Source organism: Flavobacterium aquiphilum (genome assembly GCF_027111335.1).
Classification (GTDB): domain Bacteria; phylum Bacteroidota; class Bacteroidia; order Flavobacteriales; family Flavobacteriaceae; genus Flavobacterium; species Flavobacterium aquiphilum.
The window spans coordinates 3,793,437-3,816,844 of the sequence record NZ_CP114288.1; the positions used below are offsets into that span (position 1 = coordinate 3,793,437).

Here is a 23,408-nt window from a genome sequence, read left to right on the forward strand (position 1 = left end):
ATGAATATATTCTTAAATTCAGTTTTTACAAAAGAAGGATATATATGATTTTTATTTCCTCAAAGAGAACTCACAACTTCTTTTCTTCTTAAAAAAACAAGAATTTAAATAAATTTGAATTTATTCAGGCATAATGAACTTTCTAAAAATGATCCACCAAAAATTTCCAATTGTTATTTATCAAAAACCAACGATATTAGAAGCCATTTTTACTATAATTATACTTGCAATCTTCTGGATCCTATCGTATAATATGCAATATACCTGTATTTATACCCGATAAGGTATAATTAAGTAAAAAACACAATATTTATACCCGAAAAGGTATAAGGTCATGGAATGAGCATACCAGAGACTCGATACTAACACCAATGAAGATAAGCGGCGAGCGATAGCGAACAGGCGAAGCAATTACATATGACCAATAAAAAACAATAAATATCTGCATATGAAATTAAGTGAATTTGTTAAAGAAAAAAGAAATGCAACCAATCTCACACAACCGGAATTGGCAGAAAAAGCAGGCGTAGGTCTTCGTTTTGTTCGTGATTTAGAACAGGGCAAAGAAACGGTACGTTTAGACAAAGTAAACCAAGTATTGCAATTATTTGGCTACCAAGTAGGTGCTGTTCCAACAAATTATAACACTACTATAGATGATAAAGGCTGAAATCAAAATACACAACACATTTGATCTGTTTTTTAGCGTTTTTAAACCCTTTTACTTTTTATAAAAAGAAAATTATTTTATAAAACTTTTATTGCAAAAACAGCTTATACATCCGCTAAATTGTTATTTTTGAGTTCTGGTCAGTTCAAAAAAAGGTTTTTACATTAACTGACGTTAACGGTAATTTTAACAGACACCTTGCAAATAATGAACTATAAAATATGAGAAAAATTTTAACACTTATACTTATCATACAAATTTTTAATTCATTTGGACAGACCAACCAAATTAAGAATATTCTATCGGAGCATTATGAGTTTAAAATGATAAGTAACGGTGACAATATGCCAAACTTTAATCCGATAAAGGATTCATTAACCGAAATACTCGTTTTACTTCACAATAAAGTAAAACTTGAAGAGATTAAAAAATACTTTGGTTGGAATGAAATTGAGTTTAATGAAAAAATAAATCTACTTATAAAATCAAACTATTTAAAAAAAGACAAGAATAATAATTTAATCCCCAATGTCTTTATTTGCTCTATCAAACAAGCAGACAAATTAAGAAAAAACTCAAATGAAATAATGATTGCAACGGCAAATTCAATTCAAAAAATTGAGCCGAAAATTAAAAAACAAATTAGTGAGATTAAATCATTAGCTAAATTTGACTTTAAGTATATTTCATTACTAATTTTAAGCGATGTACTGCTTGATAGTTGGCAAATTGAAAATGTTGAAAATGATTTTTTAAAATCAAAAAGAACAGAACGACACGGCAAAAATTATTATGTTTCATATCAAGGAAAACTGAAAATCAATGCAGGAGAGGCATTAGGAATTTATGGAAATCAATATCAAGACACTTTAAATTATTCAATGTGTTGTTATGGTAATGTTCGATACACAGAAGAAGTAATTAAGAAAAATCAAGAATTGAAAAAAGTGTTTAGTGAAAATCCAAACGGTTTCCAATATCCAGTAATTGACACATTAGACTATTCAAAACTTCAAGTAATTGCTGATGAATACAAACCAATTTTAATTGACATTTTAAATAAATACAAACCTAAATTATTAAAAGAGTACAATAAAAGTATTTACGCAACTGAAATTTCTTTTGAAGAATATTTTATTTGGTTTTATCACATATACTATACAGCAGTGACAGACGAATTAATTAAACGAAAGAGTATTAAATTGCCAGACGAAAAAGTTGCATTTTATATTTTGACGAACAATTAAAAAACTACCGCTAACAGCAAGGATTTCGTTGCGTGCACAGCACGAACAATGAAATCTGTGTTGAACGGAACCGCTGTGATTCCGCAACTATGGAGTTATTGTAAAAAGGTTTGTAATTTTTCAAGAGGGTTATAGGAGAGCCGTAGACTAATTTGTTTTGCGGGTACGAGTGTGACACTCGCACTAGCCATGATGCGAAATGCTCCCTTAGAAAACAAGTTTGTTTTGCAACTTTACCCAACGTGTCAGGCCTTATATATAGTTTCTGTTCGTCAGGTCTAGAGTTTGTCTACTGGTTTCATTCAGATTCCACTTCGCAATGGAAACCCTTGCTATCAGCTAACACTTCCCACTGTAAAGGCGTGCTCTGGACTTACACCTTAGAGTTACCGCCCATATTGGACACAAAAAAAAGCCTATTTTTTAAATAGACTTTTGAAAAAAAAATTGACTAACACAAACTTACTTGTAACCTTGATTTTGTTTAAATTCTTTAGTCACATCAATTGTTGACTGAGGTATTGGGAATATCCTTCTGAATGGCTGCGATACAGGTTTTGCAGTTCCAGCTAAATCAAATTTTCCAAAACGTATCATCTGTGGTCTTCTGTATAATTCCCAGTATAATTCAAAACCTATTTCATTATATAGTACTGTCGCATCCACAGCAGTAAGTTCTTTTCCTGGAGCATTGGCATACAATGACTCTCTTTTTCTGCTAGTACGTAATTTATTTAAATCCTGAAGCGCAGCCGCTGTATTACCTTTTCTAAAATAAGCTTCTGCTCTCATGGTATAAATACCTCCAAGACGATATAATGGCATATCAAAATTACTAGAACCATTTCCTTCTTCGGGATCAAATTCATACTTAAAAACACGAGCTCCTTGATTGATTTCATTTTGAGCAAAAATAGCTTGGGTAGGGTTTTTAAAAGTTAATGATGGTGTAAAATCCATTCTTGTAGTCGAACTTTTTTCCATATATAATGGAGAAACTTTTATACGATTCCCTACCATTTCGAAAGAACCTGAAGACAACAATATTGGTCCAAATTGGGGGCCGGCTATAATACCTCTTGTAAAGTGAAACCATGGCAAACCAGCACTCTTAGGAACAATATCTGTTGCAGGAACACTTGGAGTTGTACCATCATTTGTAAACCATGTACCGTCAGAGTATTGGTAGGCTTGATTGAATCTAGGATCGTCATGATTATTATCCCATGTTGCATAAAATTCTGGAGTTATACAAGCTGCATTTGTTCCTCTGTTTGCTGGAGAAGTCCTTTGGTTGCGCTCCATAGATACGTAAGCGAAACTGTTTGAGCCATTTTTAATATAATCTATCTTTTGTGAAATAGCGAAAATTAGCTCAGTCCCTTTTGTATTGTCTATTGCAAAATTTTTAAAATAATTACTTTCTAAACTGTATTTTCCCGAATCAATAAGCAATGATGTATAATAAATCACTCGATCCATATCTGTTCCACTTCCACTAACTGCTGCTTCATTAAAATTAAAATTAGAAAATGCATTGTAACGATCTTTAAATACTGCTCGGTTCAAATACATGGTACTTAAAAACCCATAAGCAGCTTGTTTTGTAAATCTGCCGTGATGCGTCTGCTGAGAACCCATATCGGCTAAATCAGGAAGTAATGCTTCAACATCTGTAATTAATTTATCGATTTGTGTATCAGCTTTTAAAATCTGTAAAGGTGCATTTGGATTCATTGGATCTCTATAAGGCGCCTGTCCAAATAAATCTAATGTTGTGTATAAATAATACGCTAACAGACCTTTTGCCTCCGCCAAAAATAATTTCTTTTCAGGAATGCTACTTTCTTCAGCAGATTGAATTGCAGTAAGAGAACGTGTAATTCCATTTGTCAATAAATTCCAGTTGTTTCCGATAACTGCATTATCAGAAGCCCAAGTAAACTCATGCATTGCTCTCCATTTTCCGCCATCGCCCCAGTCACTTCCCCGTGTTGGTAAAATAGCTTCGTCTGTACTATATTCCTGCATAGAAAAAACAGCTCCATGATCTGTAAAAGTTCCATCTCCTAATCTATCATAAGCCGCTGCAAGTGCATTAGCTGGATTAGAAGTATTACCGTTTGACACTTCGTCTAAAACAACTTCATCTAGGTTCGTACAACTGGTAAACAGCCAAATAAAAGAGAATAAAGCAGTAATTTTAATATTAAAAAATGTTTTTGTTTTCATAATAAATTATAATTTTAAAGTTGCTCCGAAACTAAAAGTTCTAGAAGTTGGGTAACTGGCATAATCAATACCAATAGATTGGTTTCCTCCGTTTGATTTAGGACTGTTAATTAAAGGATCATATCCTGTATAATTCGTAATCGTAAGCAAATTTTGGCCTGTAACAAAAAGTGTTAATCCGTTTAACCAATTCACTTCTTTTAGATTAAAATTATATCCAATACGGGCAGTATTTAATCTAATAAAATCAGATTTTTCTAAAAATAATGTGGATAAAATTGGTGAGTTTGCCGGATTTGCACCCGACTCATAATACCCCGTTGCAACATTTCGGTCCGAAGCTAAGTTGTTTATGTTTAATGCATTCAATCCTGTATTATTCAATAAATAACCTCCTGTTTGACCGATAATAGAGAAAGAAAAACTAAAGTTTTTATAATTCATATCACTATTAAATCCGTAATAGAAAGTAGGTAAAGCACTTTCGATAATAACTCTGTCACTATTGTCAATTTTACCATCTCCATTAGTATCTCTAAAAATATTTGCACCAGTAGCATCAAAACCAATATGATCCAGTAAATAGAAAGATCCCGCTGAATAGCCACTTCTGTAAATATTGGCATTAACACCTGACTGTCCCGGGCCTGAAATAGTACCTGTTAAAATTTCGGAAACTGGTAAATTCTCGATTTTGTTATTTAAAGTAGCTCCGTTCATATCGATATTCCAACTGAAATCTTTTGTATCGATTAATTTTGAACCAATCATAAACTCTAAACCTTTATTTATAATTTCTCCATCAATATTGGTCCAAATTGTTGGTGTTGGACTCAAAGCCTGTGAAGGAATATTTAAAATTGCATCTGTAGTCGTTTTATTAAAATAATCAAGTGTTCCATAGAATTTATCATTCCAAAAACTAAAATCTAAACCTACATTGAATTGTGTTACTACTTCCCATTTTAAGTCGGGATTTGGAGTTCTGTTTACAGAAACACCATTTACTAAATTCAAATCATCATACAAATAATAACCATCAGCACCAGATAAAGAATAACTTGCTTTAGTAATTTTATTTTCTACTTCCTGATTTCCAGTTTGTCCCCAGCTTGCTCTTACTTTTAAATTATTAAGAGCCTTAATATTTTTTAAAAAACTTTCTTTATTAATATTCCATCCTATTGCAAAAGAAGGGAAGTATCCATATTTATTATTTTCTCCAAAACGAGTAGAACCGTCTGCTCTCATAGAAGCAGTCAAAAGATACTTTTCATTAAAAGTGTAATTTAATCTTCCAAAATAAGATTGTAATTCGTTTTCCTGAGCATAACCATTAGTTCCTGACTGTGTTCCTGTAAAACCGGGATTGATTGACGGTTTAACACCGGTTCCTTCAGCTGCAACTCCGTCTACACTGAAACTAGTTCCGGATCTTTCAAACTTTTGATAGGAGAATCCACCTAAAACTTCGATTTTATGTTTACCAAATAAACCATTATAAGTCAAGTAATTGTCAGTTAAAGTATTTTTAGAATCGAGATTATTCTGAACGTATTTTCCTTTTGGATTTAAATCTGTCAAGTTTGGAAAAATAGTTGTATTTCTTTCTGCCATAGAACGATCTATTCCAAAATTAATTTTATATTCTAATCCTTTAACTATTCTCAATGAAGCTTCAAAGTTCCCTAAAACTCTCAGAGTACGTGTTTGGTCTTCATAAATACTTAATAAATATGCCGGATTATAATGCGCATTCATATTGAAGTTCGTATATTTTCCGTTGGCATCATACACAGAACGTGTTGGATTTGCCATCAAAGTATGCACTAGTAACTGTCCGTTAGAACCACCATCATCACTTGTAGGTACACCGTTATCTTTTGTTTCGCTGGCAGTAAGATTCATTTTTAATTTCAAACGTTTATTATCTAAAAATGATTCAGCAGCGTTAATTCGGCCAGTCATGCGTTTGAAACTACTATTATGAATGATCCCTTCCTGATTCAATTGCGATACCGAAGCATAATAATTCCCTGATTCTGTTTGTTTAGCGAAAGATAAAGCATTACTTGTCGTAATTGCCTCTCTAAAAATTACATCTTGCCAATCTGTATTTCCACCATGATTAAAAGCAGGATCTTTAATAGCCGATTTGTATTGATCAGCATTTAAAACGTCTAATTTATTTGCTACAGTAGAAATTCCCAGAGATGTGTCAAAAGTCATTGTGCCTTCGCCTTTTGATCCTTTTTTAGTCGTTATCAAAACAACTCCATTAGATCCTCTTGCGCCATAAATTGCAGAAGCAGAAGCATCTTTTAAAACTGTAATCGATTCGATATCGCTATTATTCAAAAAGTTTAACGGATTTTTAGCTGCAGAAGCACCAAAACCTACATTGGTACCAGATGGACTAACATCATCATTTGACAATGGCACACCATCTACAACAAACAAAGGTGTGCTTCCACTTCTAATAGATCCAACACCTCTAATAGTAACATTTACACCAGCTCCCGGCTCACCACTTGTGCTTACGACACGAACTCCAGCCACTTTTCCTTGTATTAAATTGTCTGGCGAAATGCTTACACCTTGTTTAAAATTTTCTGCCGTAAGCTGTGTTACAGCCCCCGTAACATCTTTTTTTGATTGTTTACCATATCCAACGACTAAAACCTCATTCAACACAGAAGTATTAGGTTCTAATTGAATTGTCATAAAACTTTTTTGAGCAATTATCGTTTTAGTTTTATATCCTAAATATGAAATCTCAAGAGTCCTACCCTCCTCTACTGTAATTTCAAAGCCTCCATCAAAGTCTGTTGCTACTGCATTTTTGGTAGTCACTTCTAAAATCGTTGCTCCAGGGATTGGCACTCCATTTTCATCCAAAATCTTTCCTTTTACTTTATCAATAATTTGGACCGTTTTAAGAACTCTTTTTTTAGTTTTTTGAATCAAAACTAATTTACCATTGATGTTGTAATTGAAATCAGCTTTTTTAGAAAGTTCATTCAAAATTACTGCAACAGATTCGTTGCTATAATCTACTGTATAAATAGTGTTATCAGCAATAATAGCCTGTCCGTAACTAAATTTATAGTCCGTTTGCTGACTAAGTTTTGAAAAAATGGAAACAAGAGTCGCTTTTTCTATTTTATTTTTTAAATTTGAATTTTCAAGGAAATTAGTATTACTGTGTCCATTATGAAATGACAGTAATGTGAGTACTAAAAAGATAATTCTCTTTAGATTTAAATAAGAAAGTTTAAAATACATGATTTAAGTTATTGGTTTTTTTACGATACTTAATTATTGATGGCAGTTGTTCTCAGCAACTGCTTTTTTTTTTAATTCTCTTTTACTATTTCGTCATAAACTTTAAATTTTAGGTTTGTTATATAATTTATTTGTTCTAAAACACTTTCTAGTGATGCCTCTTTTTTAATGAATACCGTTAATCGCATATCCAAAACTTTATCATTTTTATACTCGAATGAAACACCATATTTATATTGCAAAATGGTAATAACCTGCTTAAGAGTAGTTTGATTTAATGTAATATCGGTATTGTACCAATTTACCTGATACGCCTTCTCAGCCATTTGTTTAGTTAGTTTATTTTCTGTAAACAAAGCTTCTTCATTTGGAACCAAATCCACATTTTGTCCTTTTGCAGAAACATTTACTTTTCCAGTTACAACAATCACTTCGCATTTAGATTTTGACAATTGAATATGAAATGATGTCCCGACAACTCTTGTTTTCAGATCACCTGACTGAATAATAAATGGATGTTTTCTATCCTTGGCTACTTCAAAAAAAGCGTTACCTTTTAAAAGCGATACTTTTCTTTCATCAGCATCAAATTTTTCAGGATATTTAAATAATGAGTTTGCTGCCAGATAAATTTTCGAACCGTCACTTAATTGGATAGATTTGGGGGTATCTAACGTTTTAAATGTTAATTGCTTTGCTGTAGAAATACTGGGTTTAAAGAGAACCCCTAAGCCGATAAGAAAAAGAATACTGGCAGCTGCCATATATTTTAAAAATGGATTGAATGTTTTTTTCTTTTCTATTCGAAATTGAATATTTTCAAATATATTTATGGAAGCTTCATCAGAACTTCCCATAGCGATTTCATCCCAATTGGCGTTTTTATATTCGTTTGATACAAAATCATTCAATAGATTTTCTTCCGCCTCGGAAGTATTTTTCTGTAAACTTTTATCTATAAGATATTCTAAACTATGCTTAATTCTTTTTACCATAATACTTATTGTTACCTATAAGTACAAGAAAAGCAAAATCGTACTATCTGGAAATATTATGAAAACATTAACAGAAAGTTATCTTAAAAGTTTTTATAAAAAATTACAAGCGGAAACATCCAAGTCAAGTCTTTTAGGCCTTCGCGCAGCTGTTTTAAAGCAGATGAAATTTGATTTTTTACTGTTTGTTTGGATATGCCAAGTTCGTCTGCAATTTGATCGATAGACATATCTTGAAATTTATACATCAATAAAACCTCTTTACGTTTCTCTGGAAGTTTTTCTAATAAATTATAAAGTAAATCCATTAATTCAGGATCTATAGCCGAAAAATTATCAATGATGTAGTCTTCGAATTTATCTTCTAAAACCGTCTTATCAAATCTATTATTTTGATAATGTTTAAAGACCTGATTTTTTACTGCACGAAATAAATACGGTTCAATTGCATTTATATTCAGCTCCTCTTTTCGTTCCCATAAATCGACAAAAACATCCTGAACAATATTCTGTGCCAAATCTTTATCCTGTGTCATTGTATACGAAAAGGCATTAAGCTTTTTCCAATAAGAAGTATACATTTGATTAAAGATTTGAGGATTCTTCATAAGTAACATGTATGGTATTATTAGGTACAAAATAATGAAACGAAAACCCATTATTTTCTGCATGAAGGTTAACTTTTAATTAAATAATGAATACTTTTGTTTTATTAATACAACTATTTTTAGGAAGAAATGACAATTTCTTTCCGTTTTCTTTTTGTTGAAATAACTCTAATATCAAAGCTTGATTTTAATTTAGTAATCTCAAAAAGTGGCAGTATTCTCAGCTCTTCTTCCCCTTACCTTCTAATTATTAATTTCAACTCCAAATTATGAAACAAATTCTGTTTACATTATTTCTTGCCGGCACTATACCATTCAGTGTAAAAGCACAAGACGAAAATCTTAAAATAAATCAAATTCAAGTAATTGGCTCCCACAACAGTTACAGACAAAATATTGAAACTGATTTATACAATACTATCCAAGCAAAAGATACATCACGTTCTCTAAAAGGCTTACAATACACACATATCGAAATTAAAGAACAATTAAATAAAGGGTTGCGAAACCTGGAAATCGATATTTATGCCGACACTAAAGGCGGTAAATATGCACATCCAAAAGGTTTAGATATTGCAAAATCTGAGCAAGATTATGATCCAAAAGGATTAATGAACAAACCTGGTTTTAAGGTTTTTCATATGCCTGATATCGATTTTAGAACTTCTTGCTATACTTTTGAAATCTGTCTTCAAGAATTAAAAAAATGGTCTGAAGCGAATCCAAACCACATTCCTGTTTTTATTACTTTGGAACCTAAAGATGGTGACGCTAATTTTTTTGGAACCAAACCAGAAGATTTTACTCCTGAATTATTCGATGCATTAGATAAAATTATCCGCAAAGAATTAGGAAACGATAAATTAATCACACCAGATATGGTACGTGGAAAATATAGTACGCTCGAAGAAGCTGTTTTGCATCAAAACTGGCCAACACTAAAAAAAGCAAAGGGAAGATTTTTATTTCTTTTGGATAATAATGGAGCAAAAAGAGATATGTATGCTTTAAATCATCCATCGTTAAAAGGACGCGCTATTTTTATAAATGCTGAACCAGGAAAACCAGAAGCTGCAGCTTTGTTCAGAAATAATCCTGAAGATAATACAATTACTGATTTGGTCAAAAAAGGATATATTATCCGTACCAGAGCCGATGCCGATACTAAAGAAGCTCGAGCTAATGATTACACACATTTTGAAGCAGCCAAAAAATCAGGAGCACAAATTATTACAACTGATTATTATCAGCCAAGTACTCTTTTTAATTCACCTTACCAAATTAAGTATGATGACAATACTTATGTCAGACCAAATCCTGTAAATGGAGTGAAGAAGTAAAATTTAGTTTTCAGCCGCAGTTTAAACTGTGGCTGAAAATTTACTTAAGGTTTTTAATTTCTCCTGATTTTAAGTCGTAACTAAAATGATCTGCAGGAACTTCCTGTAGAAATCTATTAACCCAGATTCAGCATTAGAAATCTACATCAGTAATTGCTAATTCATCGGCGCTTCTTAAACGGTAAAAATCTACCAAAAAATCAAAACCTGTCCAAGTTTTAAAACCTTCTCGGTTTAAATTATTTTTAGCTAAAATTTCATCGACAGATTATCATTCGTTCAGTTATACATTTATTTTCTGTATCAATACTCTTTATTATATTCAAATGGATATGCTAACAAAAACTGTACAATATAAATAAGAAGAAATCTATTTTTCTTACCCCTCTAAATTGACCTTCTGAATGCTTCTATTTTGGCTTTGACTCGTCCTAAAATAGCTATACACAATTCAAGAGTGCCTAGCTATTATATGACAAGACAATTTCATCCTTAAACAGTTAGTGAAACACTACCATTTGATCTTGTTTATGATAATTAAAAGTCACATTGATTTTTGTCCCCATCCCTTTTTTTGATTCTATATTAAAATTTCCATTCAATGTACTTACCCTTTCTTTTAAATTTTGCAAACCGATACCCTTTTTATCTTGCATTAAATCAAACCCTTCACCATCATCTGAAATTTCCAATTCTAACAAATCATTGGAAGCTATTCTAATTACAACACTACAATGTTCAGCATTTGCATATTTATTTATGTTAAAAATTGCTTCCTGTATGATTCGATATAGATTCACCTTAAATATATTTTGAATAGAAGACCAATCAATTGAAGAATCTATCACATAATCAAAAATAGTAGTACTAAAATTTTGTTGATTTTGAATCAAGCTTAACAATAAAAAATTAAAATCTTTATCGTCAAAAAAAGAGCTTTTACTTAGATCATGAGATATTGCCCTAATTTCTTTTTCAATATTTTGTAATTCATAAATGTATTCTTTTCTTTTTTGAATTATTTTTTCATCAGAATGCGAATTAAAAAAACCTAAATTCATTCGAACACCATAAATTCTATTCATCACACCATCATGCAATTCTTTAGCTATCTCAGCTTTTTCTTCCTCTTTGGCAAGTGCTATTTTTTTATGTTCCTGCGTTAACAAATTATAAATTTCTTCATCAGCCATTTGCTGCTTTCTTAGAAAACTCAATTCCCTATTTTTAAATTTCAAATACCTCAAAAGGTAAAAAAAAATCATTATGATAATAATTGAAACTGAAAGAACTACAATATAAAAATTACTCTTACTCAAAAATTCATTTTCATCCATAATTACAGAAGTTTCGTATTCAATTCTGGCATATTTGTTATGTGCCTTTTTTTCCACCATAGTTAAACTATCACTCAATTCAATATAACTGTATGCATACATCAACCTATCTTTTTTATCTATAGCGGAAAGTATTTTCAAAGAAGCCAAAGCTTCATCATTATTTTTAATCTCCTTGGACAGATCATATGCCTCTTTTAACGTATTTACAGATTTAATTGTATCTTTTTGTGTTAAAAAAAACTCCCCAAGGTATATTTTCTTATATAAAATATCAGATTTATTTCCTAAACTATCAACAATACTTAAAGATTTAAGAAACATTGACTGAACATTCCTGTACTCTTTATTTTTCATCTTAGAGAATGCCAAATTACTCAGTACATTAGCATATAACCTTGGCCATTTTTTTCTTAATTCCTCCGTCAAAACTCTTTGTAAAGCTATTATTGACTTAGAATATTCTCCTTTTAAATCATAAAGATTACATATGTTTATGACAGAAGATATATTATAGTTATTAATTTCATCTTTATCAATATTACTTTCCCTCATTAAGTCTAAATAACTTTTAGCAATTTGATGATATCGCAAGGCCTCATCATAATCATTAAGCTTCTCTAAACAATTACCCATCAATGTATTACAAGAGTATATTAACCGATAATTCTTTGAATTTGACAAGAAACCCAATGCCTTAGAAATCTCAACCTCACATTCAACATAATTGCCATCATAAAAAAGAACATAACCTTTATAAAACAACATTTTTGCTGTATTATCATAATCATTATTTTTGAAATACAATTTTTCAGCTTGTAAATAATAATAGTATGCACTGTCTTTTTGTTCAGTCCTAAGGCAATCTCCAATATAAAAAAGTGCTGTCGGCACTCTCATAGTATCTTTAGCCTCCTTAGACATTTTTAATGCCTTAACACTTAGTTCCAATGATTTTTTTAAATCGTTAAGATAATAATACTCAAGAGCTAATTTTAAGTGTAAATTCCTTGTTATGGTATCATTCACATTTACATAACCTATAAGATTATCTATAGAATCCAAATATTTTTTCTTTTCTTTTATCCCTAGATCATCAGAATAAGAACTATCAAAAAAAACACTAGCATGTTTATTCTCATACGAAAAAGATTTTTTTTTACTACAAAATACCAAAGATAGTACTATTAGAAAACACAATATTTTATTAAATAAGTTCAATTTAATTTTATCACAATAATTATACAATACCAAATGTAACACATTGTAATAAGAAGAAAAATGCGATTAAATAAAACCGCATTTTTCTTATAAATTTATTTTAGATATTACTTTGGTGTTGGATTACTTGGTTCACCATCTTTAACCACTGCTTCTAAATTCAAAACAGAAAGAGTATCATTTTTGATTTCAGTCGATTGCACACCTAACTCATTTTTTTCCTTTGAAATGTAATTTTTATCTCCCTGAACAACCTCGTCGTCATTAGAACATGAGTAAATTAAAAAAGAAATAGAAATAAGCGTCAAAGTGCATAATTTGCGTTTCATAAATTAAAATATTAAAATTATTTACCGCAAAAAGACATAATTTACACAGCTGCGTTTTACGGTAAAACCGTAATATTTAGTTATTTTTGCATCAAAGTTGAAAAAATATGAACAACGGTCTTAACATTTTAATAGTTGATGATCACCCAATGACAGTTGATAGCTATATAAATTTACTATCATACAACAGCCTAGGAAAAATTGATCCGAACTTCACTAAAAGTTACAACTGTGAAGATGCTTATAATAAAATACATTTGTTTTTAAAACAAAATATAAAACTGGATTTAGCACTTTTGGATATTAGCCTTCCGCCTTATACCAATTTCAAAATAAATAACGGTGCAGATTTAGCTTCCATGATAAGAAAGAAAAGTATGGATTGTAAAATCATTCTTTTAACAATGCACAGTGAGCCTTTTACAGTAGATAGAATCATAAAAGAAATTAACCCCGAAGGATTTATCTCGAAAAATGATATTAATTTTGAATTATTTCCGGTTATCTGCAAAAAAATAATACAAGGTGAAATATACCACAGCCCTTCAATTTTACAATCTCAAAAAGATTTATTCAAAATAAATTTCAATTGGGACAATCTTGACAATCAAATTCTGACTTTATTATCACAAGGAATTAAAACAGTCAATTTACCCAAGTATATCCCTTTATCAATGAGTGCAATAGAAAAGAGAAAAGCCAGAATAAAAGATCAAATTCTATTAAGCAAGGGAAGTGATGAAGAACTTATTAGTAAAATAAAAAAATATGGAATCTTATAGTTTCGGCTTCGCATAAACTGCGTAAATATAAAGTCGAATTTCAGAAGGAAAAGTATTTTTATAGAATTATACATTTAAGAAATGGATATTTCAAATAAAAATCGGTCATTTTTGACTTAGAGCCTGCTTAAGTTTTATTTATTGGCTCTCTTATGACGATTTTTGGCTACAACTTCGTTAAATTTTTATACAATAACTCTGCTATCTTATAAAAATTTGCCTCGTTTCACTCAAAAATCCTCTAATAATAAATCTCAAAAATATAATTTAAACAAGCTCTTACTATTTTTCAGCTGTCAATTCAAAAAAAATAAAACCCCAGACTTGACTCTTTTTGAGCAATTCCGAGGTTTTTTCTTTTTAATTCCTAATGTACTTTACTGAAAAATAATAATTTTATTTTTTTCCGATGTCTTATAGAAATGAGGTTTTAAAACTCCTTTTTTCATTTCATTTTTCAACTTCCAAAACATGTACTCATTTCTGAAAATGAAAATTAAATCTTAAAAAATTATAATACAACTATAATTAAGATTCTTCACTCAACCTCTTTTTTCTTAAAAAAAATCTTATAGCTATACAACAGTGTTCAGACTTAAAGCATTATTGTTTTACTACCGAGCAATTATTTTTCTAAAACTACATTTTAATCCACATTTGTTACTAATAATAGAAACAAGCCGGAATTATGGTAACTAAATAATGATTGAAATTGAAAAGAAAAAAAACACTTAAATTTTATTAAAGCTTATTAGCTGTAAATAGAGTTCATTTCAAAAAAGAACTACATGAAGTAAAAGAACAATTAATGCATTCGAGAATTCACATGCCTTACTTATACTCTGCTTCATTTGCAATCCTATTAACTGAAGAATATTTAAAAGTTTATGACACTTTAAAAGACGTAAACAAAAGCATATTTTAAATAATATTACCGAAAAACCACACATTTTAAAGTAAAATTAATAACACTTTTGCCTCCTCACTTAACTAATTACTATAAATAATGAATAAAACAAGGCGACAAAAAACAACACAGACATCATTCGATATAAAAAATCATATATCACTCGATAAATCTTAAGTTTTATAAAAATGAATCATTATATATTTTTTCTCTACGAGTCTTTTAAATTTTCAAAAACACTATTTGGGTCTACCCTAACTTATTTACAAGGAATGTTTTTTTCTCCTTAAAAAAATGTAATTAAAAATAAAAAAATAAAAATGACAATTTTACAATTAAAAACAAAAATTCAACTTCTCGAAACTTGGCTCATAAGCAATCCCAATAGTACAAAAAAGAGCCCTAGTAGAATCTGACCTTAAACAATTAAAGAAAAAATTAAATAAAAATGATTAATAACAGCGAAATAATTGAACGCGTAAAAACCTTGTATCTATCTCTTAAATTTTGCTCAGAACAAATGAGAGTATTTACAGTTGGTGAAAGAATATGCATCAATCAAGAGCGCCTCCAATGGTTGCATATCCTAACAAATCAAAATGCAGAACCGCGTCCAATTTCTAATAATATAGAAACAAAAATCAAAAACATCTTAGGACTCATTCATTCAGACAAAATTACTTCTGCACTCAGTGATCCCTTATTAAATGAATTACTAACAATTAACAATTTTACAGATGTCCCAAAATAACAACATCAACACTATAGTATTATTAGTTATCCTATTAATAATCACAAATCTAAAACCAATCCTTGTCTATCGTGAATGGATTCATTTTAGAATCCACACAATATCGATACAATATAAAAAGGAACGCAAAAATAAAATCAATTTCAGAACACAAAACTTACGCTGTAAACTGCAGTACATTATCCAAAAAATAAAAGGAGAAATTAGAAAAATAAAAGCGATTTTCCATTTAAAGAATTTTTAACCTATTGTTGCAAACGGATACATATTATTAAAATATAATATCCAAAAAACATATTTAAAATCCCTCACTTAAAAACAAATATTAAATAGTTCTGTTTAATCTTCAAACTATTTTTAAGAATTTTTCCTATTTAACTAATATAAAAAATAAAAAATGTCATCATTAAGCAAAAGAAGTCTAGGAGTACAACGCAACAAACTATTGCGCTACAGACTAATCAAAGATCTCTATTATCTTCATAAAACAGAAGATATCCCAACTACTGTTGTATGGAGAAAATATATTTGTCCTGTTTATCCTATTTCACGTACAACACTATATGAAATTCTTTGTACACCAATAACTACAGAACTAAAAAAAATTGAAGAACTTTTAAATAACAAGAATTAATCATAATATTCCAGTAAAAAAATCTGCACTATTCTATAAAATTCATTGTACCAAAGAGATCATTAGGATTCAATTATTTTTCTGCACACTGAACCAGTATATAAAACTTTATCTAATGAATTCCCATTCTGTATGTTTCAGCCAGATCAAAATTCATAATTCCTAACTATTCAATAAAAAATCGGAATTCCGTTTATAAGAATTCCGATTTTTTATTTTAATCCGGATAAAAATTAATTTACATCATCGTATTGATACGGATACTTGCTTTTATAAGCGCTAATGCCGATATTTTTGAGATATGAATATCCTTTGGCTGATGATGCGAATTTTGACTTACCAATTTCACATATTCAGTTCCCTGCTCCGATTTCTGCACGTACTTTACCGTAATATATTCTTCCCAATCATTCAACTTCACACTTAAAAGATACATTTCACCAAAAAATATATTCTCAAATTCAGTTTCTTTATATAAAACTATATCTCCGGATTTCAAAAGCGGATACATACTATCCCCTGTCACAGATATTGCCCCATCACATTTTGGCAAATTAGGAATCTTTATTGTATCCAGGACCCTTTGCGGTTTTCCACTATTAAATAATTCTCGCAAACCTGCCACAGCCTCTAAATCATACAACGGTATTTCCTGGCTGATATGTAGTGAATCCATTGTTTTTCGGTCGTTATTCATAATTACAATATTAGTATTACCCTCTTTGATCATGGATCCATTTCCAGTTAAAAGCCATTCAGAATTAATTTCCGGATAATGATGTAAAATTTTACATGCCTTATCCGTTCCCATATTACTACTATTATCCAAAAATTTATTAGAAAACCCTAAATCATTACAAAACTTATACTTTGTAATTCCTTTGTAATCAAGATACTCTCTCATTCTTTCTGTTGACCCCATAAAAAAGCGTATTTTTTTACGTTAAAAAACTTGTTTTGATGTATTATTTTACATTATATTTGCAAAGTAAAGGAAAATAAAATTCATAAACAACAGAAAAGCAAAGAAGTTTGCATCAACTTCAAATACAAATAACTTATAAAAACAAATACAAAATAATGATTACAAATAACTTAAAAACAATCACAACCACTAAAAAACAAAAAAGGGCGCTCTACAAGCAGTCAGAATAAAACTACGAACAGAGTGTAATATTAATCATTAAACCAAGAAAAAAACAGTTCGTCATTACTTAAATCATAAAATATGGAAACACAACAAATCAAGGAAAAAATCCAGAAGCTGGAAAATTGGCTAATTGAAAATCCAAACAGTCCGGAAAGAAATTTAATAGAATCTGACACAAACGAATTAAGAACCATATTAGAACAAAATCATGAGTAGAAATCAAATCGAAGCACGTATTGCCCAATTGTACCTGGCCCTTCAATATTGCTCAGAGCGAACCAAAACTTTTACAGCCGGGGAAAGAATCTGTATCAATCAGGAACGTTTCCAATGGATGCATATACTGGATGACGAAACAGCTTCTCCCCGTCGCGTTTCACAAAACATTGAAAACAAACTAAACAAAGTTTTGAAACTTGCATTACTAAACGATTTCAAGCCTTATTATTCAGATCCTTTTAAAGAGGAAATTTTATTACAGAACTAAAATATTATAAACCCAAAAGCCAATTATTATGAACACTTCATTAACAAACTCAATCAAATCATCAATGGATTTATCTCAATTTTCAGCTCAGGAATTAAAAGAAGCTTTAAACAAAATCGAAAACAAGAAGAATGAAGAACGAGATGCTTATAAAAAACTGGTAGCCGAAACAATTCCGAAAGCACTTTCGAGATTATATGAAACCTCTGAAATGATGCGAAATGCAAAAACAGAAACTTTTCAATTGTTTGAAACTATTCTTGATCTAAAAAATCAGGTTTATGGTTTTAAAGAAAAACAGATGTCACATACTTTCTCAAATGATAAGGAAGAGATCACGATTGGGTATCGTATTAACGAAGGCTGGGATGATACGGTGACAATTGGTATTGAAAAAGTACAGAATTACATTTCGTCGCTTTCAACCAGTAAAGAAACTGCATCGCTGGTAAAAATCGTTTTTAATTTACTAAAAAAAGACGCCAAAGGAAATTTAAAAGGTTCGCGAGTTTTAGAACTTCAAAAACTAACGAAAGAATTCAATAACGATGAATTTACTGATGGTGTTGAAATTATTGCTTCCTCATTTAAACCTGTCCGTTCAAGCTGGTTTATCGAAGCAAGCCGAATTGATGAAAATGGTGTAAGAACCAATATTCCGTTGTCTATGTCTTCTGTAGATTTTTTACAGGGATACGCTTTTAATTTCTTTAATCAACAAAACGAAAAAAGTCATGCAGCCTAACAACTACCTCTCTGTAACGGTGATTTTAACCATCTTATTGATTGTAACCAACTTAAAGCCCATACTTTTATTTAGGGAATGGCTTTATTTCAAAATAAAAATAATTTTTAAACAATACTTAAATGAGTATAAAAATAAAGCCAATTACTGATCACGAAAGTTATAACGTAAACAATCATATCGTTTTTAAAGACGGGCTTGGTAACTGGAATTGCAAAAACGATTTATCCAATAAAGAACGGCATGCTTTTAATCAATATGAAAATATCGTTATAAAAAATCCAAGATTTAAAAAACATGCCACAGCCACTTACCGAGGCTAAAAATTACCAAATATCTGTTTTACTTTTTTCAGATAAAAAAATGGTTCCTGTTTTCTTCATTTTGGAAGTAAAACAGGAACCGAAAAACGGGCAGTTTCAGCCCAGTAATAAGCAGCCAAAAACATTCTCTCTAATGGAATCCAAACCTTTATGGTTAATGGAAACGGGATTGTCATGCGGAGTCTGCTGACCTTGATTGTTAAATAAACTTAACAAATACTACCTCAGAACGAGGTTTAAAAATGGCATTAGAAGTAAAAAACCATCACTGAGAAAAAGATCAAATGGTTTGGCTACGTTAAAATTTTATGTCTTCATTTTATTATCTAACTAATTGTAATTAGAACTTCTTTCTTCAAAAAAAATATCACCTCATCTTCTTTAATCATAAACACTTCACTCTCATGCCTATATCTGCAAACAGAAGCCTCGGAATTCAAAAAAATAAATTAATGCGTTACAAACTCATCAAAGAATTGTATCAAAAACACAAAACAGAAGACATCCCTACCACTGTTGTGTGGCGTAAATATGTATATCCTGTTTATCCAATTTCACGAACTACTTTATATGAAATTCTTTGTACACCTATCACTTCAGAATTAAAAAAAGTCGAAGAACTCATGAATAATCCACAAAAATCTTCCTGATTGTTTTTAACTCAAAAAATGTTCTTTTTATGATGCAAAGATGCGTCATTTGCTCGTCAAAAATTGCTCTTTGTTCGCTTTCCTTACAACCTTGTAAAGCCCTAGAATACTAATGTTCATGCACCTTGCATTCGTTTTTTTTAGGGCTTTTTTCTCCTAATATTTGCAATCTCAAAAGGATTCATCTACAGCAGCTCAACCTTAAAATGAGAGACTGCATTTCCTTTAAAAAGCATCTTACTTGATGCTTCTCAAAACATATTTAACCTAACATTCAAACATTAATACATTCAATGGAGCAGTTTCTATACCCCACTCTAACCGCATTTTTTGCCGCTTTTATTACCTGGCTTTTTTCGATGAGAAAATCATTGGCCGAAGACCGGGCAGCCGAACTAGACAACGCTGTCAATGCGGTTAAATATTACCGTGACCTACTCGACGACATTACCGCACGGTTAACCGCAGCAACAGAAACAATTAAAAAAATGGAAATACAGCACAGAGAACTAATGGTGATAAATCAGCAATTAGTCGATGAGCTTCAAAAATTTAAACAACTAAACGGAAAACAACAATGACATTAGCCCAAAAGACTTTAGAAATTGCCATTGCTCAAATTGGTGTTGAAGAAATACCAAGAAACAGCAATTCGGGGCCTGAAGTAGAGATTTATTTAAGAAGTGTAGGTCTCGCAAAAGGATATCCGTGGTGCATGGCTTTTGCTTACTGGTGTACCCAGCAAGCTGCACTGCAACTAGGAGTAAAAAACCCTTTAAAAAAAACCGGAGGTGTACTGGATCAATATAATTCCAGACCACTTTTGGTAAAAATGACACCTCAACCAGGCGATGTTTTTATTATGGATTTCAATAACGGGACCGGACACGCCGGAATCGTCGATAAAGTAGCAGGAACAATTATTTATACTGTTGAAGGAAACACGAATGACGGTGGAGGACGCGAAGGTTATAAAGTCTCTAAAAGAAAAAGAGACCTAAAAGGCATTAAAGGTTTTTTAAGACTATAAAGACAACATCAATAACAAATTATATACAATATGATCAAGCAATTTAAGCGCATTAGTTTTTTGTTTTTCTCAATCTCAGTTCTGGTTTCGTGTAGCAGCCCGAAGCCGGTTCTGGGAGAAGAAAAAACCAAAACTATAACCATCAAAGAAACCGTACATGATACTGTCTTTAAAATTCAAAAAGACAGCAGTTCTTTTAAAGCATTATTAGAATGTCAAAATGGAAAAGTAGTTTTTAAAAATGTTATTCAAGCCGAACCAGGGCGTACATTAAAAAGCCCAAAGGTTCGTCTTGATAACAATAAAATTACCATTGACTGCGAACTAAAAGAGCAGGAACTCTATGCCCGATGGAAATCACAGCAGGCCAAAGAGACTGAGGTAAAAACGATTCAAACTATCAAGTACACCAATTATTTGACCTTCTGGCAAAAAGTGCAAATCTGGCTGGGGAGGATTTTTCTAGTAGTTATGGTTTATTATGCTGGTAAGCAAACCACTAAATTTTACAGGCCGTTTTAGTCTTAAGAACTGAAATCAGGGCTTATCATAAATAAATACCATGAAATTTTAGATTTAATAAAACACCTAATATATGTCAAAAATATTTTTTTTTACAGGAGAAAATTCCATAGCAATAAATCAATTAGCAGAAAATGCTTTTGGGCCAATGAGTGATTCAGGAACTAACGAAAGGTATAATCTTCAAAATAGATTTTCACTTAATGCTGATGCCCCTGCTTATGCAATTACAAAATCCCTTGTTTTAGCAATACCAGATGCTGGCAACTCCAATTTGTTAAACATTACACTATTACCATTAAACGCATATTCCAGTGGATTCCCCATTAAATTGTTTATTTACAGAGGTATAAAAAAATCCTCTTTGATTGATGGTAATGGTAAAATTCAAGCAACCGATAATTCCTGGGACAATGATAATATCCTTAAAGTTATTAAAAAGGTTCAGGATAAATTAAACGAAGAGAATAATACTAATTTAATAGCGGATTCCAATAGTCTAGGTTTGCAATTTTCGGAGCTTCCTGACACTACGTTTATCGAAAAAATATTTTTTGATGATACCGATAATTTTCATCCTTTAATTGTAGATGCCGGTTGTCAAATTGGAAAATTTTCTGGAGGAACAACTGATCTTGCAGGAATTGAAGTTATACTGGATATGATAGGTTATGAACCTCAATTAAAGTTATTAAAAGCTTCGCAGCATATTTTTGAAATTCCAAAATTAATTTTAGGCAATAGTTTGACAGAAACTGAAAAGCTAAAAGCAAAATTTAATAATAGATTTCAAAAAGAAGAAGTTCTCACTTATCTTGATATAACCGCATTCTATGGGGCAACCAAAAATCAAGGATTGAGAGTAAAAGGAACTGATAATGGAGATAATTTTTTAAATAAATTTTACAATAAAAATATTGTTTACATTGACATCAGGGACGATTGGGGCTTTTCATACAATCACTTCTTTAAATTCAAAGATGAGTTAAATGTTGGTTTTTATTCTGCAGATAGCGCTATCAAAGATCCTGTGTATTCTGGCATGAATTATTATACTAATTGGCCAATTCTTAAAATTACAGATCAAGTTTATAACAATAGTAAGAAGTGGTTTTATATCAAAATTCCTATCGGAATTGGAAGCCCTGAAAACGCAAATTTCGTATCATCTTATGTCGGCAAAATTTCGACTGTAGTTGACACAACGCAAAAAAAACACTTTATAATTGCTGATGGTAATGGCAGTAATTCGATAATGCTTGAGGAATCTGAAGCGATTAAACTAAAAAACTGGAAACATGATGATAATAAATTAGGGGCAAATTACTTCCTTCTAAAAAAATCTACAAAAGGAAATAGTAATAATAATGAGTATCAAAATTTACCATCGATATGGGATAATCTTTTCTCGTTAAAGATGAATAATATTTTTGGGTTTGATGATTTAATTGATGGTGACTTTAGAGTATACACTTACTCCTCTATTAACTCTCCAATAGTTATAGATTCTAAAAGAGGTGAAGCTTACTTACCTACTTCAGGAATCGCTATCGATAAAAATCATGTGACATTTTTTTCTTATAAAGATGAGGTTGTATATAAAGAAACAACAAGTAAAGCAGATAATCCTGTTGCATTGATTGGTAAAGGTAAATTTAATTTAAAATTTGACACTGCTGATTACGATTACGAAAATGCAACAGATCCACACATTGGCTTTTTGAATCAAATTGTAAAAACTTCTAAAATTGGAAACTTTGAGCTGAATAAATTCTCAGTTACTGATTCAGAAAGCAACAATGCTGTTAGATTTCTTTCATACTCAAGATCTGGAGATTATAGTGAGAATGATATTGTTTTTGAGACTTTTGAAACTATTACTTTCACTCATGAAGAGTACAATGCATTAAAAGCATATCAGCAAAATCTAAATAATGAGTTTCCTAATCATCCAGCGTATATAAAATGTAAGGAGTATAACTTCACCGAATATTCAAAATTTGCAGTAGAAGAATATACTCTAACATTAGGAGTGCCATTACTAATTGAAAACGAAGACACTTCTTTACTTTATGTTGATATCAGTGATTCAATTGATGATATCACATACAATAATTTACCCATTAGCTTCACTAGTGCAGCTGTAGACTAAAATTAAATAAT

At 30.8% G+C, this 23,408-nt stretch carries 23 protein-coding genes; 16 read left to right on the top strand and 7 right to left on the bottom strand.

What is annotated here, in order from left to right:
* The first annotated feature begins 448 nt into the window (after nucleotides 1–448).
* Together OZP12_RS15315 and OZP12_RS15320 are read left to right on the top strand one after the other, a co-directional pair.
* The gene (locus tag OZP12_RS15315) at nucleotides 449–670 is read left to right on the top strand and encodes a helix-turn-helix transcriptional regulator (protein ID WP_281225904.1); all 222 of its coding nucleotides are present in this window, start codon (nucleotides 449–451) and stop codon (nucleotides 668–670) included.
* Nucleotides 671–891: 221 nt separating this feature from the next.
* Nucleotides 892–1,917 carry a hypothetical protein gene (locus OZP12_RS15320; protein ID WP_281225905.1) on the top strand — a complete coding sequence of 342 codons (1,026 nt, stop codon included), beginning with the start codon at nucleotides 892–894 and terminating at the stop codon, nucleotides 1,915–1,917.
* 462 nt (nucleotides 1,918–2,379) lie between these two features.
* Here OZP12_RS15320 and OZP12_RS15325 read toward each other — a convergent pair whose 3' ends face one another.
* The 4 genes from OZP12_RS15325 to OZP12_RS15340 form a co-directional block, all read right to left on the bottom strand.
* Complete coding sequence (locus tag OZP12_RS15325) at nucleotides 2,380–4,149, bottom strand: RagB/SusD family nutrient uptake outer membrane protein (protein ID WP_281225906.1); 1,770 nt, start codon at nucleotides 4,147–4,149, stop codon at nucleotides 2,380–2,382.
* A 6-nt stretch (nucleotides 4,150–4,155) separates the two neighbouring features.
* On the bottom strand, nucleotides 4,156–7,434 hold the full coding sequence (locus OZP12_RS15330) for a SusC/RagA family TonB-linked outer membrane protein (protein ID WP_281225907.1): 3,279 nt from the start codon (nucleotides 7,432–7,434) through the stop codon (nucleotides 4,156–4,158).
* A 71-nt stretch (nucleotides 7,435–7,505) separates the two neighbouring features.
* Nucleotides 7,506–8,429 carry a FecR family protein gene (locus OZP12_RS15335; RefSeq protein WP_281225908.1) on the bottom strand — a complete coding sequence of 308 codons (924 nt, stop codon included), beginning with the start codon at nucleotides 8,427–8,429 and terminating at the stop codon, nucleotides 7,506–7,508.
* 83 nt (nucleotides 8,430–8,512) lie between these two features.
* Nucleotides 8,513–9,037: an RNA polymerase sigma-70 factor gene (locus OZP12_RS15340; protein ID WP_281225909.1), complete on the bottom strand. Its 525-nt coding sequence runs from the start codon at nucleotides 9,035–9,037 to the stop codon at nucleotides 8,513–8,515.
* Nucleotides 9,038–9,306: 269 nt separating this feature from the next.
* Here OZP12_RS15340 and OZP12_RS15345 point away from each other — a divergent pair, with 269 nt between their 5' ends.
* A complete protein-coding gene (locus OZP12_RS15345; RefSeq protein WP_281225910.1) occupies nucleotides 9,307–10,377 on the top strand; it encodes a phosphatidylinositol-specific phospholipase C1-like protein in 1,071 nt (356 codons plus the stop codon).
* A gap of 500 nt (nucleotides 10,378–10,877) precedes the next feature.
* Here the strand turns inward: OZP12_RS15345 and OZP12_RS15350 are convergent, their stop codons facing one another.
* Both OZP12_RS15350 and OZP12_RS15355 read right to left on the bottom strand, forming a co-directional pair.
* Nucleotides 10,878–12,935, bottom strand: coding sequence for a tetratricopeptide repeat-containing sensor histidine kinase (locus tag OZP12_RS15350; RefSeq protein WP_281225911.1), 2,058 nt, complete (start codon nucleotides 12,933–12,935; stop codon nucleotides 10,878–10,880).
* A gap of 107 nt (nucleotides 12,936–13,042) precedes the next feature.
* Complete coding sequence (locus OZP12_RS15355; protein WP_281225912.1) at nucleotides 13,043–13,264, bottom strand: hypothetical protein; 222 nt, start codon at nucleotides 13,262–13,264, stop codon at nucleotides 13,043–13,045.
* 107 nt (nucleotides 13,265–13,371) lie between these two features.
* Here OZP12_RS15355 and OZP12_RS15360 point away from each other — a divergent pair, with 107 nt between their 5' ends.
* The 3 genes from OZP12_RS15360 to OZP12_RS15370 all read left to right on the top strand — a co-directional run bounded on the left by OZP12_RS15360 (nucleotide 13,372) and on the right by OZP12_RS15370 (nucleotide 16,338).
* Entirely contained in the window at nucleotides 13,372–14,046 is a 675-nt protein-coding gene (locus OZP12_RS15360; RefSeq protein ID WP_281225913.1) for a response regulator, read from the top strand.
* A gap of 1,355 nt (nucleotides 14,047–15,401) precedes the next feature.
* Nucleotides 15,402–15,704, top strand: a complete 303-nt coding sequence (locus tag OZP12_RS15365; protein WP_281225914.1) for a hypothetical protein — start codon at nucleotides 15,402–15,404, stop codon at nucleotides 15,702–15,704.
* Between the two features lie 397 nt (nucleotides 15,705–16,101).
* On the top strand, nucleotides 16,102–16,338 hold the full coding sequence (locus OZP12_RS15370; protein ID WP_281225915.1) for a hypothetical protein: 237 nt from the start codon (nucleotides 16,102–16,104) through the stop codon (nucleotides 16,336–16,338).
* Between the two features lie 238 nt (nucleotides 16,339–16,576).
* Here OZP12_RS15370 and OZP12_RS15375 read toward each other — a convergent pair whose 3' ends face one another.
* Complete coding sequence (locus OZP12_RS15375; RefSeq protein ID WP_281225916.1) at nucleotides 16,577–17,260, bottom strand: S24 family peptidase; 684 nt, start codon at nucleotides 17,258–17,260, stop codon at nucleotides 16,577–16,579.
* A gap of 306 nt (nucleotides 17,261–17,566) precedes the next feature.
* On the opposite strand from OZP12_RS15375, the gene OZP12_RS15380 reads away from it, so the two are divergent.
* The 10 genes from OZP12_RS15380 (at nucleotide 17,567) to OZP12_RS15425 (ending at nucleotide 23,397) form a co-directional block, all read left to right on the top strand.
* Complete coding sequence (locus OZP12_RS15380; RefSeq protein WP_281225917.1) at nucleotides 17,567–17,704, top strand: hypothetical protein; 138 nt, start codon at nucleotides 17,567–17,569, stop codon at nucleotides 17,702–17,704.
* Nucleotides 17,697–17,975 (top strand): hypothetical protein, encoded by a 279-nt coding sequence (locus tag OZP12_RS15385; protein WP_281225918.1) that lies wholly within the window; start codon nucleotides 17,697–17,699, stop codon nucleotides 17,973–17,975. Before OZP12_RS15380 ends, OZP12_RS15385 begins: the two co-directional genes overlap by 8 nt.
* A 28-nt stretch (nucleotides 17,976–18,003) precedes the next feature.
* Nucleotides 18,004–18,720 (top strand): DUF3164 family protein, encoded by a 717-nt coding sequence (locus OZP12_RS15390; protein ID WP_281225919.1) that lies wholly within the window; start codon nucleotides 18,004–18,006, stop codon nucleotides 18,718–18,720.
* Nucleotides 18,721–18,842: 122 nt separating this feature from the next.
* Nucleotides 18,843–19,043, top strand: a complete 201-nt coding sequence (locus OZP12_RS15395; protein WP_281225920.1) for a hypothetical protein — start codon at nucleotides 18,843–18,845, stop codon at nucleotides 19,041–19,043.
* A complete protein-coding gene (locus OZP12_RS15400) occupies nucleotides 19,018–19,233 on the top strand; it encodes a hypothetical protein (protein WP_281225921.1) in 216 nt (71 codons plus the stop codon). Before OZP12_RS15395 ends, OZP12_RS15400 begins: the two co-directional genes overlap by 26 nt.
* A gap of 214 nt (nucleotides 19,234–19,447) precedes the next feature.
* Complete coding sequence (locus tag OZP12_RS15405) at nucleotides 19,448–19,693, top strand: hypothetical protein (protein WP_281225922.1); 246 nt, start codon at nucleotides 19,448–19,450, stop codon at nucleotides 19,691–19,693.
* A 293-nt stretch (nucleotides 19,694–19,986) separates the two neighbouring features.
* Complete coding sequence (locus OZP12_RS15410) at nucleotides 19,987–20,274, top strand: hypothetical protein (RefSeq protein ID WP_281225923.1); 288 nt, start codon at nucleotides 19,987–19,989, stop codon at nucleotides 20,272–20,274.
* The gene (locus tag OZP12_RS15415) at nucleotides 20,271–20,723 is read left to right on the top strand and encodes a CHAP domain-containing protein (RefSeq protein WP_281225924.1); all 453 of its coding nucleotides are present in this window, start codon (nucleotides 20,271–20,273) and stop codon (nucleotides 20,721–20,723) included. Before OZP12_RS15410 ends, OZP12_RS15415 begins: the two co-directional genes overlap by 4 nt.
* Nucleotides 20,724–20,753: 30 nt before the next feature.
* Nucleotides 20,754–21,245 (top strand): hypothetical protein, encoded by a 492-nt coding sequence (locus tag OZP12_RS15420; RefSeq protein ID WP_281225925.1) that lies wholly within the window; start codon nucleotides 20,754–20,756, stop codon nucleotides 21,243–21,245.
* 73 nt (nucleotides 21,246–21,318) lie between these two features.
* Entirely contained in the window at nucleotides 21,319–23,397 is a 2,079-nt protein-coding gene (locus OZP12_RS15425; protein WP_281225926.1) for a hypothetical protein, read from the top strand.
* Nucleotides 23,398–23,408: the final 11 nt, after the last annotated feature.